Source organism: Pseudomonas fluvialis, from assembly GCF_002234375.1.
GTDB lineage: Bacteria > Pseudomonadota > Gammaproteobacteria > Pseudomonadales > Pseudomonadaceae > Aquipseudomonas > Aquipseudomonas fluvialis.
Genome location: NZ_NMQV01000002.1, coordinates 128,487 through 142,060 on the forward strand (window position 1 = coordinate 128,487; position 13,574 = coordinate 142,060).

Below are 13,574 nucleotides of genomic sequence, written 5' to 3' on the forward strand. Positions count from 1 at the left end.
GCTGGCCGCCGGACGTGTCGCGGATGAACGCACCGGCCTGGTTCCCGCAAAGCTTTTTTGCCCGCACGCTCTGGCTGGTGCTGGTGGTGGTGCTGTTTTCCAAGGCGCTGACCCTGGTCTACCTGATGATGAACGAGGATGTGCTGGTTGATCGCCAGTACAGCCACGGTGCGGCGCTAACCCTGCGTGCCTACTGGGCCGCCGACCCGGAAGATCGCGAGCAGATCGCCCATGCGGCGACCTTGCGTCGGGTGCCTGCCGAGCAGGTGCCGGCCAGTGAGCAGCACTGGCCGTACAGCGAGATTTTCCTGCGCCAGATGAAGTCCGAGCTGGGCGAGAACACCGAAGTCCGTGTGCGTGTGCAGAGTCCGCCATCGTTGTGGGTGCTGGCGCCGGATTTCGGCCCGGACTGGATTCAGGTGCCGCTTTATCCGCACCCGTTGCGCGGCCAGAAAATCTGGGACGTGCTGGGCTGGTTCCTGGCCATCGGCCTGCTGTCCACGGCCGCGGCGTGGATTTTCGTGCGGCAGTTGAATGCCCCGTTGAAACGCCTGGTGCTGGCCACTCGCTACCTCGGCCAGGGACGCAGTGTGCGCTTGCCGGTCAGCGATACGCCCAGTGAAATGACCGAGGTCTATCGCTCCTTCAACCAGATGGCGGATGAACTGGAACAGGCGGCCCGCGAGCGCGAACTGATGCTCGCCGGTGTGTCCCATGACTTGCGCACACCGCTGACCCGCCTGCGCCTGTCGCTGGAGCTGATGAGCAGTGATGCCGAGCTGACCGAGGAAATGATCCGCGATGTCGAGGACATGGACGCCATCCTCGACCAGTTCATCGCCTTCATCCGCGACGGGCGTGACGAGCCGCTGGAGCGCCTCGACCTGGCGGCGCTGATCCGCGAGGTGGTCGCTCCCTACAACCAGCATGGCGAACGGGTGCGCCTGTGCCTGCAGGTGTTGCCGGAAGTCAGCCTGCGCCGGGTATCGATCAAGCGCCTGCTGACCAACCTGATCGAGAATGCCCTGCGCTACGGTGGCGATGCGGTAGAAGTGGCCGCCTCGCTGGGTGGCGAAGAGACGGCGCCTTACCTGGTGCTCAGCGTGCTGGACCGTGGCCAGGGCATCGACCCGGCGGAGCTGGCATCGATCTTCAATCCGTTCATTCGTGGTGATCGGGCGCGAGGCGGGCGAGGTACCGGGCTGGGCCTGGCGATTGTCCGGCGTATCGCCGCGCTACATGGCGGCAGCGTCGACTTGCGCAACCGTGAAGGTGGCGGGCTGGAAGCGCGGGTCTGTTTGCCCCTGGGCCTGCTGTTGCCGCGCGACGCCAGCTGAGGCGCGGCTCAGCCCTTGCCGCGGGTGCGCGTCAGCCCCGGTCCGGCATGCTTCTCCAGGTGTTCGATGATCAGCCCGGCGACGTCCTTGCCCGTGGTGGTTTCGATACCTTCCAGGCCAGGTGAGGAATTCACCTCCATCACCAGGGGGCCGCGTTGCGAGCGCAGAATGTCTACCCCGGCGACGCTCAGGCCCATTACCTTGGCCGCACGGATGGCCGTGGAGCGCTCCTGCGGGGTGATCTTGACCAGGCTGGCACTGCCGCCACGGTGCAGGTTGGAGCGGAACTCACCGGGTTTGGCCTGGCGCTTCATGGCGGCGATGACCTTGTCGCCGACCACGAAACAGCGGATATCCGCGCCGCCGGCTTCACGGATGTACTCCTGCACCATGATGTCCTGCTTGAGGCCCATGAATGCCTCGATCACCGACTCGGCGGCCTTGTGGGTTTCCGCCAGTACCACGCCGATGCCCTGGGTGCCTTCCAGCACCTTGATGACCAGCGGCGCACCACCGACCATCTGGATCAGGTCGGGAATGTCGTCCGGCGAGTGGGCAAAGCCGGTCACCGGCAGGCCCAGCCCCTTGCGCGAGAGCAGCTGCAGGGAGCGCAGTTTGTCGCGTGAGCGGCTGATGGCGACCGACTCGTTGAGCGGGAATACGCCCATCATCTCGAACTGGCGCAGCACTGCGCAGCCGTAGAAGGTCACCGACGCGCCGATGCGCGGAATCACCGCGTCGAAGCCCTCCAGGGCCTGGCCGCGGTAGTGGATCTGCGGCTTGTGGCTGGCAATGTTCATGTAGGCGCGCAGGGTATCGATAACCAGGATTTCATGGCCGCGTTGCTGGCCGGCTTCGACCAGGCGGCGGGTCGAATACAGGCGCGGGTTACGCGAGAGAATGGCGATCTTCATGCGTCCCCCAGGGCCAGCAATGGCTTGTCCTGCACATAGCTGCGCGCTGGGTCGACCAGCAACCGGCCATCCACCAGCGCCTTGCAGCCCAGCAGCATGCGGTAGCGCATGGTCTTGCGGCAGGCCAGGGTCAGCTCGATGGGCCAGCTATGCCGGCCGAGGGTCAGGCGGGTGCTGATCACATAGCGCGATTGACTGTGGCCGTTGGAGCTCTTGATGGTCTTCAGCGAAACCAGCGGTGCCTCGCAGCGATGGCGACGCTGCACCTGAGTACCCAGGTAGGCGGTGAAGCGTACCCAGGGCTGGCCGTCGCGCTCGAAGGGCTGGATATCGCTGGCGTGCAGGCTGGAGGTGCTGGCGCCGGTATCGATTTTGGCGCGCAGGCCGATGATGCCTAGCTGGGGCAGATCCACCCACTCGCGTAGGCCGACGATATTGGCAGGGTCTATGGATTTCATGGTGGCTCAATCAGCACGGATGACCGCGTATGATGCGCAGGTTAGCGGGGCACGGAGGGGCATGCCAATGAGCGAACAGGGTGAACAGCGCGTGCGGCTCGACAAATGGCTGTGGGCGGCGCGTTTCTTCAAGACCCGCGCCCTGGCCAAGGCGGCCATCGACGGGGGCAAGGTGCATTGTCGTGGCGAGCGCTGCAAGCCGGGCAAGGAACCGCGGATTGGCGACGAGTACCTGATCCGTAGCGGCTTCGACGAGCGCAGCGTGCGCGTGCTGGCGCTCAGTGACGTGCGTCGTGGCGCGGCCGAGGCGCAGTTGCTGTACGCCGAAACCGCCGAGAGCCTGGCGCGTCGTGAGCAGGCCGCAGCGCTGCGCAAGGCTGGCGCGCTGGGGCTGCAGAGCGATGGGCGACCGAACAAGAAGCAGCGCCGTGAGCTGACGCAATTTCACGCCAGCCACGACTGAGCCTGTCTTGTCAGTGGCGCTGCAGAACCGCCCACTGGCCCACCAGGGGCAGTCGGGTAAGCAGCGGCAGCAGGGGTTGGTATAGCGCTTCCAGGCCGGCGGCCATGCGTCCGGCCAGTGGTGTGCAGTAGCCCCAGGCAAAGGCCAGCAGGGCCAGGAGCAGGCCGCCGACGGCCACGTCTACCAGCCAGTGGGCACCGGCGACCAGGCGCGGCAGCATGCACAGCACGACCAGCAGCTGGCCGGCGAACAGCTTCCAGCCGCGGCTGAAGCAGGCCATGAACAGGCCCCAGAGCAGCAGTACCGAGGCGTGATCACCCGGGAAGCTGCGACTGGAGCGGTCCTTGAGTTCAAAGACCCGCTCCAGCAGTGGGAACTGCTCGCTTAGGTGATAGGCGCCGGCGAGCACGACGGACGGGCTGGCGTGCTGCCAGTCGAAATAGCCGATCAGCTTGTTGAACAGTACCCGGCCAACCAGCAGCAGTGCCAGCAGCGCGAGAAAGTGCAGCAGCGCGCTGCGGGTTTCCTCGGCGCGGAAGGTCCAGCCACTGTGGATCAGCATGCTCAGCATGAGGGCGCCGACCAGAATGTCGAACACCCGCAGGCTGCTCAGGGCCCACAGCCAGTCCCATAGCGGCCAGTGGCCGAGGCTGCCGTTGAGGCTGTAGAACAGCGCCTCGTTGGCGGCCTGCCACAGCGGCCTGCTGGCCGGAGCCAGCCAGCTGGTCATGAGCAGCAGGGCGAGCAGGTGCAGTACGAGAAATGCCGGCCATCGCCAGCGGGCTTGGATGCGCGAGGTATTGTCCATAGAATCGCTCACTTCCCTTGAGTGCATGAATGCCTGGCGCGCCTTATAGCCAGCTGTCATGCATTTGTCATGTTCTTCTCGATAGCCGGGCCTGTATGAGCGATAGCGATTTCACTCAGCGTTTCCTTTTTGACGAGTTCGATGCCCGTGGCGAGTTGGTGTCGCTGCGCGACAGTTATGCCCATGTGCTGGCCAAACATCCCTATCCGCAACCGGTAGCCCAACTGCTGGGCGAATTGCTGGCCGCGGCGGCGCTGCTGGTCGGCACGCTGAAGTTTGATGGTTTGCTGATACTGCAGGCGCGCTCCTCGGGTGCCGTGCCGCTGCTCATGGTGGAGTGCTCCAGTGAGCGCGAATTGCGCGGTATCGCCCGCTACCATGCCGAACAGATCGATGCCACCGACGGCCTGCGCGAGCTGATGCCCGAAGGCGTGCTGGCACTGACCGTCGACCCGCGTAATGGTCAGCGTTACCAGGGCATCGTCGAGCTGGACGGCGACACGCTGGCGCAGTCGCTGTCCAGCTACTTTGCCAACTCCGAACAATTGCCGACCCGCTTCTGGCTGCAGGCTGACGGGCGCACTGCGCGTGGTCTGCTGTTGCAGGCGCTGCCTGCGCAACAACAGACTGACCCTGAAGAGCGTGCGGCCAGCTGGCAGCACCTCACCGTGCTGGCCGACAGCCTGCAGGCCGAGGAGTTGCTCGGGCTGGACAATGCCACCCTGTTGCATCGCCTGTATCACCAGGAAACGGTACGCCTGTTCGAGCCGCAAGCCCTGCAGTTCCGCTGCAGTTGCTCGCGCGAGCGTTCGGCGCGGGCGCTGGTCAGCCTGGGTGAGGCTGACGCGTTGCAGCTGGCCGAGGAACAGGGTGGGCAGATCAGCATCGACTGCCAGTTCTGCAACCACACCTATGCCTTTGATAGCGCCGATATTGCCCAGCTGTTCGCCGGAGCGGGTAGCGACGAACCGTCGCCTACCCGCCACTGATATGCCGCCGTTGGCTTATAGCGAAGCGCTATCAGCTCCATTAGCCTTTCGCGGGCTGCCAAAAGCAGCGGCTTTCTGGCATACTCCCGCGACTTTTTTATCGATGTAGTGCGCTTCATGGCGCACTACACACTGTTCGGAAGGATCGGCCGCTGGCCGACGGGGACCCACATGACGCAAGCCAACACTGCCGTGTACACCGATATCAGCGCTGCCCAGCTGGTAGAACAAGCGATTCAGCGTGGCGAGGGCGAACTGGCCGCCAACGGTGCGCTGGTCGTTCGTACCGGTCATCGTACCGGCCGTTCGCCGGCTGACCGTTTCATCGTGCAGGAGCCGAGCACCGAGGCGAAGATCGCCTGGGGCAACATCAACCGCCCGTTCCCGGCTGACAAGTTCGATGCCCTGTGGGCCCGCGTCGAAGCCTTCAATGCTGGCCAGGAACACTTCGTGTCGCATGTGCATGTCGGTTCCGCCGAGGCGCACTATCTGCCGGTCAAAATGACCACGCAGACCGCCTGGCAAAACCTGTTTGGCCGCTGCCTGTTCATTGAGCCCGAGCAGTACAACCCGGCGGGCAAGGCCGAGTGGCAGATTCTCAACGTCGCCAACTTCGAGTGCGTACCGGAGCGTGACGGCACCAACTCCGATGGGTGCGTGATCATCAACTTTGCGCAGAAGAAAGTCCTGCTGGCCGGCATGCGTTACGCCGGTGAAATGAAGAAAGCCATGTTCTCCGTGCAGAACTTCCTGCTGCCGGAAGCCGATGTGCTGCCGATGCACTGCGCTGCCAACATTGGCGAAGAAGGCGATGTCACCCTGTTCTTCGGTCTGTCCGGTACCGGCAAGACCACGCTGTCCGCTGACGAAAGCCGTTACCTGATCGGTGACGACGAGCACGGCTGGGGTGAAGGCGTGGTGTTCAACATCGAAGGCGGTTGCTATGCCAAGTGCATCGACCTGTCCGAGAAGAACGAGCCGGTGATCTGGAAAGCCATCCAGTTCGGCGCCGTGCTGGAAAACGTGGTGCTCGACGCCAACCGTGTTCCGGACTACAGCGATGACAGCCTGACCCAGAACAGCCGTGCCGCCTACCCGCTGGAGCACGTCGAGAAGCGCAGCGAGAAGAACCTCGGTGGCGAGCCGAACGCGGTGATCTTCCTGACCTGCGACCTGACCGGCGTACTGCCGCCGGTGTCGATCCTTAACAACGAGCAGGCGGCCTACCACTTCCTGTCCGGTTACACCGCACTGGTCGGTTCCACCGAAATGGGTTCGGGCAGCGGCATCAAGTCGACCTTCTCCACCTGCTTCGGTGCGCCCTTCTTCCCGCGTCCGGCCGGCGAGTATGCCGAGCTGCTGATCAAGCGCATCAATGGCTTCGGCTCCAAGGTCTACCTGGTCAACACGGGCTGGACCGGTGGTGGCTACGGCGTCGGCAAGCGTTTCAACATCCCGACTACCCGTGCGGTGATTGCAGCCATTCAGAGCGGCGCACTGATCGGTGCCGAGACCGAACACCTGCCGATCATCAACCTCGACGTACCCAAGTCGGTACCGGGCGTCGACAGCGTGCTGCTCAACCCGCGCAACACCTGGGCTGACCAGAACGCCTACGACGAAGCCGCCAAGGCCCTGGCCAAGCTGTTCATCGACAACTTCCAGAAGTTCGACGTCAGCGCCGCCATCAAGAACGCTGGCCCGCAGCTCTAACAGGCTATTGAAAGACCTAGGTGGTTTTTCAGCGGCCTGCTAAGCCCTGTCGTGACGTACCAACGCCCAGCCCGCTTTGCGTGCTGGGCGTTTTTCATGGCGTAGTGGCGGCTAGGCCTGGCCGTCTTCCTGGCTACCCAGGCCATGCTTGCGCAGTTTGTCGTGCAGGGTCTTGCGGGGCAGGCCCAGGGCTTCGGCCAGACTACGCAGCGAGCCATGGTTGCGCGCCAGTTCGGCGGCGATCAGCGCCCGCTCGAAGGCTTCTACCTGCTGGCTGAGGCTACCGGCGTTGGGCTGGCTGAGCGGCACCTGGCCATCCAGGTCGAGTGGCAGGCCCAGGGCGAAGCGCTCTGCGGCATTGCTCAGCTCACGCACGTTGCCTGGCCAACTGTGCCGCAGCAGTGCTGCCTGTTCGTGGCCTTCCAGGTGGCGCAGGCTGAGGCCGTGGCGCAGTGCGGCACTCTCGGCAAAATGCTGGAACAGCTGCAGGCAGTCGTCACCGCGTTCGCGCAGCGGTGGGATAGCCAGGCTGGCGACGTTTAGCCGGTAGAACAGGTCGGCACGGAAGCGGCCCTGTTCGGATGCCTGGCGCAGGTCCTCCTTGGTCGCGGCGATCACCCGGATATCCAGCGCCACCGCCTGGTTGCCACCCAGCCGTTCCAGACGGCGCTCCTGCAACAGGCGCAGCAACTTGACCTGGATATCCAGGCTCATGCTTTCGATTTCGTCGAGAAACACCGTACCGCCGCTGGCAAATTCGAACTTGCCGATACGTCGCTTGCTGGCCCCGGTGAAGGCACCGGCTTCATGTCCGAACAGCTCGCTTTCCACCACCGACTCGGCCAGCGCGCCGGCATTGATGGCCACGAAAGGCCCCTGGCGTCGGCTGGATAGCTCATGCAGGGCGCGCGCCACCACTTCCTTGCCGGCGCCGGTTTCACCGAGGATCAGCACGTCGGCCTGGGTTGCCGCCAGGGCCCCCACCTGCTGGCGCAGACGCTGCATGGCGGGTGACTGGCCGAGGAGGCGGCCGTCCAGGGCCTGGCGGTCGGCCAGAGCCAGGCGCAGACGACGGTTGTCCAGTACCAGGCGGCGCATCTCCAGGGCGCGTCGCACGCTGTCCAGCAGTAGATCGCTGGCGAAGGGCTTTTCCAGAAAGTCATAGGCGCCGGCGCGCATCGCCTGTACGGCCAGCGGCACATCACCGTGCCCGGTGATCAGCAGAACCGGTAACTGGCTATCGCGGGCCTGCAGTTGGGCGAGCAGCTGCAGGCCGTCGATGCCCGGCATGCGGATGTCACTGATTACCACGCCGGGCCAATCGTCTTCCAGTTCCTCGGCCAGGCCTGCGGCAGTACCCCGGCTATGGACCCGCAGGCCAGCCAGGTCGAGCGTCTGTGCCAGGGCCTGGCGCAGGTGCGGGTCATCGTCGAGCAGCAGTACCTGGCTGTCGGCGAGCAGATGGCTGGTCATGCAGGGGTATCCTCCGGAGACAGGGGGCGCGCGCCGGCATCTACTGCGCGCAGGCGCAGGGTCAGGAGTGCCCCGCCCTCGGCATGGTTGGCCAGCTGCAGCTCGCCACCCAGGGCGCGCAGCAGGCTGTCACAGATGGCCAGGCCGAGGCCCAGGCCCTGGGTGCGCGTCTTGGTTGTGAAGAAGGGCTCGCGAGCACGTGCCAAGGCCTCATCAGTGAAGCCGGGGCCGTTGTCGTGGATCAGCAGGGCGATGTATTCCCCTTGTGTCTGGGTGCTCAGGGTCAGGCGGCGGGGCGGTGGGCGCTCGCCCAGGGCGTCGAGGGCATTGCCCAGCAGGTTGCCGAGTACCTGGCGCAAGCGGGTTTCGCCGGCCTGTACCCAGAGTGGCGCCTCCGGCAGGTCGCGGATCAGCTCGACCTGTAGCTCGCGGCGTCGTTTGGCCAGCAAGGCCAGGGCGTCATCGATGGCTGGCTGCAGGGCTACACGCTCCGGGGCATGGCTATCACGACGGGCAAAGGCGCGCAGATGAGCGATGATCGAGGCCATGCGCGCCGTCAGGCCACTGATTTGCAGAAGGTTGTCGCGGGCCTCGGCCTGACGCTGTTGGTCGAGCAGCACCACGGCGTTATCGGCGTAGCTGCGAATCGCCGCCAGCGGCTGATTGAGCTCGTGGCTGATGCTTGCCGACATGGTGCCCAGCACCGAGAGCTTGCCGGCCTGCAACAGCTCATCCTGGGTGCGCGCCAGCTCCTGCTGGGCCTGCTCACGCTCCAGTACCTCATCCTGCAACCGCTGGTTGAGCTGCGAGAGGGCCTGGGTGCGTTGCTGTACGCGCTGCTCCAGGTGCTGGCGTGCCCGGCTGTCCAGGGCAATGCGTTCCAGATAGTGCCGGCGCCGCTGCAGCAGCAGGCCGAGGAGCAGGATCAGCAACAGCCAGGCGCTGCCGGCAATCAGCATGGCGCTTTGCACCGGGCGATCGAGCAGGTTGCGCGGCGTCAGGATACTGACCTGCCAGCCGGTTTCCGCCAGCTTGCGGTCCTGACGCAGCCACTGCGCTTGTTCCAGCTGCAGGGGGCGTGGCGCCAGGGTTGGGTAGGGCTGGTTGGCGGCAATCGCCGCGTGATCGGCGGCATCCAGCTCGCGGGTGGCGCGGAAGCGCCAGGCCGCGTGCGAGGTGAGGATCACCACGCCATGCTGGTCGGTGACCAGCAGGCGCTCGGGACTGTTGCCCCACAAGGTCTCGGTATGGTCGAGATCGACCTTGACCACCAGTACGCCGAGCGTGCGTTCCGCGTCACGGATGGCCGCCGCGAAGAAGTAGCCGCGCTTGCCCGAGGTGTTGCCCAGTCCGAAAAAGCGTCCCAGGCGGCCCTGCATGGCTTCGCGGAAGTACGGGCGGAAGGCGAAGTTGCGTTCGATGAAGGAGTCTTCCGCCGCCCAGTTGGAGGAAGCCAGGGTGCGACCATCCGGCGCCATCAGGTAGATCACATCCGCGCCGGTTTGCCGTTGCAGTCCGGCCAGCAGACGGTTGGCCTGGTCACGCCGTGTCGCCTCCTCGGGCGCCAGCAGGGGCGCACGGAGCACCGGCAGCTGGCCGAAGATGGCCGGCAGCACTTCGAAACGACGCAGCGTACCCAACAGGTTGGCGACATACAGGTCGAGCGTCTGGCGATTCTGCTCGGCCAGCTGCTCGCTGTAATGGCGCTGAACCACTCCTTGCAGCGGCCACAGCAAAGGCGCCAGCAGCAAGGCCAGCAGCAACAGGCTACGCCAGCGCAGGCGCGGCGGTAGGTGTTTTTTGTCCATGCGCCGATTATGCCTGAGGCTCCGCGCGCACGCCGCGTGCCTGCGTGCCCGCGCGTTGGCGCAGTGGAAGGTGCGCGCCCATCCCTCCCGGTTGTTGATGACGGTCTGCCGGCCCGAAGGCAGGCGCTCGTGGCGTTCCGCTTCGCTGAGTTGGAACTCATTGGTAATCCGCTCGCGCAATGCGCTCAGTGCCAGCGGAGCACCATCGGCCACTGCGGCAAGTACGGGCGTATAACCGTTTGGCAATCTGGAATGGGCATAAAGCCTCCTTGCAATCAGCGGGGCAGGGGTGCCGCCAATTGGCCGCTGCTGGGTTTGCGTGAAAAACGCAGGGTATCGTTGTGCAACTGTTCCAACACCTCGGTTAGCCCGGCGCGGCGTAGGCCCTGTTCGGCCTCTGCGCGCAGTTCATCAAGCCATGGGGAGTGCCCGGAGCAATGTGGCCATAGCTCATGGTCGGCCTCCAGGGGGTGAGGGCGGCACTTGCCCAGCCAGTTGGGGATAAGCTCTTTATGGTGACTCAGCTGATACAGGGAGGCCTCATCCAGCTGCGAGCGGCGCATGATGGTGCCGTGGTGATGGGCGATAGCCAATACCTGTAGGAGATGGATCAAACAGGGCCGATGCTCGAAGTGACCGCCTGCGGTGAGGTGGTAAAAGCGTCTGCACACTGAATGTTCTTCATTCATTCGCTCCAGAAGCAGAGCGTAATAGCCGGCTGAGTCCGGCCCGATTTCGCGGGTGTCGGGTGTGAGCAGGTGCAGCGTGAACTCAAGAAAGGTTTCAGGCGTGCGGTGTTCCTGAAACCATTGATTTAGCCGTTCCGGCGCTTTGTAGCTGAAGAGATGCTGATGAGCTGAATCGCTTTGCCCGGTCAGCCAGCCTTCTGCGAGCGCGAAATGCTGGTTGAGCCAATCCAGGTGTGCTTGGCGCAAGGCCAGCTTGAGCTGATCGGCACTCGACCATTGGTAGGCGGATAGCTGTAGCGCCTCCGGTAACAGAGCGTTGATCTCAGTGCGTGCCACGCCATGGGCTTCAAAAGTCGCCAGTACGCGTGCGGCCTGCTGGCGTGCAGGGCTTGGCGTGATCGGGATGATCTTCTTGGTCATTACAACGCCTTTGAGCGACGGTTCTACGAGAAGGACTGCTTGCAGGCGCTATACAAAGCGCAGACCCCGCGTTGGGAAGGCATTTGGCAAGGCACGTGCTGAGCGCAAGGAGGAGGTCGTCCAGTTGCTAAAGGACTTGACCGGCAATGCCTTCACCGAACAGTTGGGCAGCCAGTTTGAGCTGGGCTGGGGGACCTGGATGCGCGTGCCTGGTCCTAGAAGCAAGTAGGCTGTATTGAGCGTTCTGAAATGGAACTCCTCGTGATGGTGCAGAAGTGACGTTCGGACGAAGTCTCCGACATCCCACCGTCTTTCACTGTCGAAGATAACCGTGTGTGCATAGACCAGAGCAGGTTGTCGTCGGGTCTTTGCCAGTTGTAGGCGCTGGCTTTCAGTGACATCCAGATCAAGCCACCGCCAGTTCCGCACCAAGCAATAGCCGCCATAAACAAAATGCTGCCGTGCATAGGCCATGGCCTCAGTGTCGTTCATGCCACTGCCGCTCATCGGCTCGCCTGCTGAATACAGCAAGTCCGCCATTTCCCTAAGTGTGGCCATGGTCTAAGGCTGTTCGTGCTGAGCGCTGCTATGGTGGTGCTCCTCAAGCTCAATGCTGCACAACAGGGCCGCAAAGTCCGAGTCGAGCAGATGAATGCGCTGAGGGCGGGCATCCACGATGGATTTGATGATCGCGTCGACCCGTTGTGAAACAGGCATCTGGCTTGGCGATTTCGAGCGGTCATGCTGATAAATGATCGTGCTGAGCGAAGCGACGGCTCCACGCAACTGGTGCTCCTGCGCTTCAGCAATTTCAAAACCGTTTTTCGCACTGAATTGGTCGGAGAGCTCTTTGAGCACGGCTTTGCGGTTTCCTGGCTCAGCCTGTTGCGCTCGCCAGTTCAGAATCCGCTTCAGCACCGCAGGTGCTGCCGTTGCAGTTGGCGGTGTCGGCCCTGCCAGCGGTGTGGGCTCACCAAAGAAATGTGCGCGCAACTGATCGAGTCGCATGCGGGCGCCGGGGGAAACCTTGCGCGAGCTAAGGCTTTTCAGCCAGAACTCGAATTCCGACTGCGGCAGGCACAGCATTCGTTTCAGCAGTGGTTCCCCAGGCAGGGCAACGTCATGCTCGGTCGGGCTGTAGCGAGGGGGCTGCAGTTTGGCGGCTTGAGCATGCCAGTTAAGACCCATAGCTTCGCAAATGGGGCGTATCGGCCAGTAACGCTCATTGTCGCTGCTGATCAGACTTGGAATCGACAGTCCCTGGATTTTGATTTTGGTGGCGCGCATCGGATTACTGTCCTCCCGGAGCTGCATGGTTGGGGGAAGTGGCCGGTGGGTGTTGATGCTGTCTGCTGAGGATCTTGTGCATTGTTTGCGTGGCTTCATCAGAGTCCATCCACTTCAGCCATGTCTCGTAGACGTGGGGTTTGGTCTGTTGCAGCCTGGAAATCTTGTTGGCGCTAGCTTCAATGGTTCGGCAAGCATCTCGGAATTGCACGGCATCTGTTCTGCTATCTGAATCCAACTGGTCAAGAATCAGATCGATGAAGTCAGCAGATAGCTGCATTGGTAAGTAGTACAGCGGTGATCCTGAGTCGGGATCCTCTGTTATTAAGAGCTCGTTTTCCCAGGTCGAAGCTGCAGCTTTAGCCAGGGTGGTGGGTGCGCTGAACGCACGGAGCAGTGAGCCAAGTTCGATCTTGGTTTGCTGTGTTTTCTTGTCGATCAAAAACAGGATTTCCGAATTGCTCGATGGTGTCTTGGTGAGGGTATCCATGAATGACTCCGTGAACCTTTATCCAGATAATCTGTAAATCAGATATCTGTAGATTAGATATACCCTTGCCGGATTGTCAAGCGTGAGGTGTACCCGTTGGAAAAGTCGGTGTATCGGGATGAGAACCTGGTGCTGCTCAGACTGCTAAAGCAGTGTCGAGTGGAAGCTGGTTTGACCCAGGCGCAATTCGCCCAAGCGCTGGAGCGCCCACAGTCGTTTGCCAGCGATATCGAGCGCGGCTTGCGCCGGATTGATCTCGTCCAACTGCGGGATATCTGCCACGCGCTGAACATCGGCCTCGTCGAATTCGTGCAGCGCTTCGAGACCGAGTTAGCGCGTAAGGACGCTTAAGGCTGGAGCTGGTTTTCTGCTTTGCTGCGTTCGCATGCTGCCGCATACAGCGCAGCAGCATCGGAGCACAGCAGCCGCAGTGCCATGATGCAGTCCAGAAGCAAATGGTTTTCCAAGGTGTTCAAGTCACTTGCGCTGGAGAGCGCGTGGAGCATGCCGACTGCGGCGTTTTGGCGAAGCTGGGCTTCGTCATGCAACTGGTCGGAGGTGACATCGCTGCGGACAGTGAACAGGCCGCTGAACGCGTCGAGGGCCTGGGGAGCGGAGTCGGTGGTACTCGAAGGGATATTGGTCTGCTGCATAGGGTGATCTCTTGAGTTTTAAGAGACCGCCACCTTCGCTTCCACACGAAGGGTGGCGGCTGCATACGGGTG

The 13,574-nt window shown here is 63.0% G+C and carries 15 protein-coding genes and 1 pseudogene; 5 read left to right on the forward strand and 11 right to left on the reverse strand.

What is annotated here, in order from left to right; all coding sequences use genetic code 11:
• Positions 1 to 23 precede the first annotated feature (23 nt).
• A complete protein-coding gene (locus CFY91_RS01265; RefSeq protein WP_093984522.1) occupies positions 24 to 1,337 on the forward strand; it encodes an ATP-binding protein in 1,314 nt (437 codons plus the stop codon).
• An 8-nt stretch (positions 1,338 to 1,345) separates the two neighbouring features.
• Here CFY91_RS01265 and rimK read toward each other — a convergent pair whose 3' ends face one another.
• The gene (gene rimK, locus CFY91_RS01270) at positions 1,346 to 2,251 is read right to left on the reverse strand and encodes a 30S ribosomal protein S6--L-glutamate ligase (RefSeq protein WP_093984523.1); all 906 of its coding nucleotides are present in this window, start codon (positions 2,249 to 2,251) and stop codon (positions 1,346 to 1,348) included.
• Positions 2,248 to 2,709 (reverse strand): retropepsin-like aspartic endopeptidase RimB, encoded by a 462-nt coding sequence (gene rimB, locus CFY91_RS01275; protein WP_093984524.1) that lies wholly within the window; start codon positions 2,707 to 2,709, stop codon positions 2,248 to 2,250. Before rimB ends, rimK begins: the two co-directional genes overlap by 4 nt.
• Positions 2,710 to 2,776: 67 nt before the next feature.
• On the opposite strand from rimB, the gene CFY91_RS01280 reads away from it, so the two are divergent.
• Positions 2,777 to 3,172: an RNA-binding S4 domain-containing protein gene (locus tag CFY91_RS01280; RefSeq protein ID WP_093984525.1), complete on the forward strand. Its 396-nt coding sequence runs from the start codon at positions 2,777 to 2,779 to the stop codon at positions 3,170 to 3,172.
• 10 nt (positions 3,173 to 3,182) lie between these two features.
• Here CFY91_RS01280 and CFY91_RS01285 read toward each other — a convergent pair whose 3' ends face one another.
• Entirely contained in the window at positions 3,183 to 3,980 is a 798-nt protein-coding gene (locus tag CFY91_RS01285; protein ID WP_093984526.1) for a phosphatase PAP2 family protein, read from the reverse strand.
• Between the two features lie 95 nt (positions 3,981 to 4,075).
• On the opposite strand from CFY91_RS01285, the gene hslO reads away from it, so the two are divergent.
• Together hslO and CFY91_RS01295 are read left to right on the forward strand one after the other, a co-directional pair.
• Positions 4,076 to 4,969 carry an Hsp33 family molecular chaperone HslO gene (hslO, locus tag CFY91_RS01290; protein WP_093984527.1) on the forward strand — a complete coding sequence of 298 codons (894 nt, stop codon included), beginning with the start codon at positions 4,076 to 4,078 and terminating at the stop codon, positions 4,967 to 4,969.
• A 171-nt stretch (positions 4,970 to 5,140) separates the two neighbouring features.
• Positions 5,141 to 6,682 (forward strand): phosphoenolpyruvate carboxykinase, encoded by a 1,542-nt coding sequence (locus CFY91_RS01295; protein ID WP_093984528.1) that lies wholly within the window; start codon positions 5,141 to 5,143, stop codon positions 6,680 to 6,682.
• Between the two features lie 111 nt (positions 6,683 to 6,793).
• On the opposite strand, the gene CFY91_RS01300 is transcribed toward CFY91_RS01295, so the two are convergent.
• The 7 genes and pseudogenes from CFY91_RS01300 to CFY91_RS01330 all read right to left on the reverse strand — a co-directional run bounded on the left by CFY91_RS01300 (position 6,794) and on the right by CFY91_RS01330 (position 12,849).
• Positions 6,794 to 8,155, reverse strand: coding sequence for a sigma-54-dependent transcriptional regulator (locus CFY91_RS01300; protein ID WP_093984529.1), 1,362 nt, complete (start codon positions 8,153 to 8,155; stop codon positions 6,794 to 6,796).
• A complete protein-coding gene (locus tag CFY91_RS01305; RefSeq protein WP_133063648.1) occupies positions 8,152 to 9,963 on the reverse strand; it encodes a sensor histidine kinase in 1,812 nt (603 codons plus the stop codon). The genes CFY91_RS01300 and CFY91_RS01305 overlap by 4 nt, the downstream gene beginning before the upstream one ends.
• 81 nt (positions 9,964 to 10,044) lie before the next feature.
• Positions 10,045 to 10,209 (reverse strand): annotated as a pseudogene (locus tag CFY91_RS16345) (winged helix-turn-helix domain-containing protein); the annotation flags it as partial.
• A 29-nt stretch (positions 10,210 to 10,238) separates the two neighbouring features.
• On the reverse strand, positions 10,239 to 11,072 hold the full coding sequence (locus CFY91_RS01310; RefSeq protein ID WP_165765284.1) for a hypothetical protein: 834 nt from the start codon (positions 11,070 to 11,072) through the stop codon (positions 10,239 to 10,241).
• Between the two features lie 48 nt (positions 11,073 to 11,120).
• A complete protein-coding gene (locus CFY91_RS01320) occupies positions 11,121 to 11,564 on the reverse strand; it encodes a DUF6957 family protein (protein ID WP_229727140.1) in 444 nt (147 codons plus the stop codon).
• A 69-nt stretch (positions 11,565 to 11,633) separates the two neighbouring features.
• On the reverse strand, positions 11,634 to 12,359 hold the full coding sequence (locus CFY91_RS01325) for a phage antirepressor N-terminal domain-containing protein (RefSeq protein ID WP_003464201.1): 726 nt from the start codon (positions 12,357 to 12,359) through the stop codon (positions 11,634 to 11,636).
• Between the two features lie 4 nt (positions 12,360 to 12,363).
• Positions 12,364 to 12,849, reverse strand: a complete 486-nt coding sequence (locus tag CFY91_RS01330; RefSeq protein WP_093984533.1) for a hypothetical protein — start codon at positions 12,847 to 12,849, stop codon at positions 12,364 to 12,366.
• A gap of 96 nt (positions 12,850 to 12,945) precedes the next feature.
• Between CFY91_RS01330 and CFY91_RS01335 the strand changes: the two genes are divergently transcribed.
• Complete coding sequence (locus CFY91_RS01335) at positions 12,946 to 13,200, forward strand: helix-turn-helix domain-containing protein (RefSeq protein WP_003464196.1); 255 nt, start codon at positions 12,946 to 12,948, stop codon at positions 13,198 to 13,200.
• On the opposite strand, the gene CFY91_RS01340 is transcribed toward CFY91_RS01335, so the two are convergent.
• The gene (locus CFY91_RS01340) at positions 13,197 to 13,502 is read right to left on the reverse strand and encodes a hypothetical protein (RefSeq protein WP_229727139.1); all 306 of its coding nucleotides are present in this window, start codon (positions 13,500 to 13,502) and stop codon (positions 13,197 to 13,199) included. The genes CFY91_RS01335 and CFY91_RS01340 overlap by 4 nt on opposite strands.
• Positions 13,503 to 13,574: the final 72 nt, after the last annotated feature.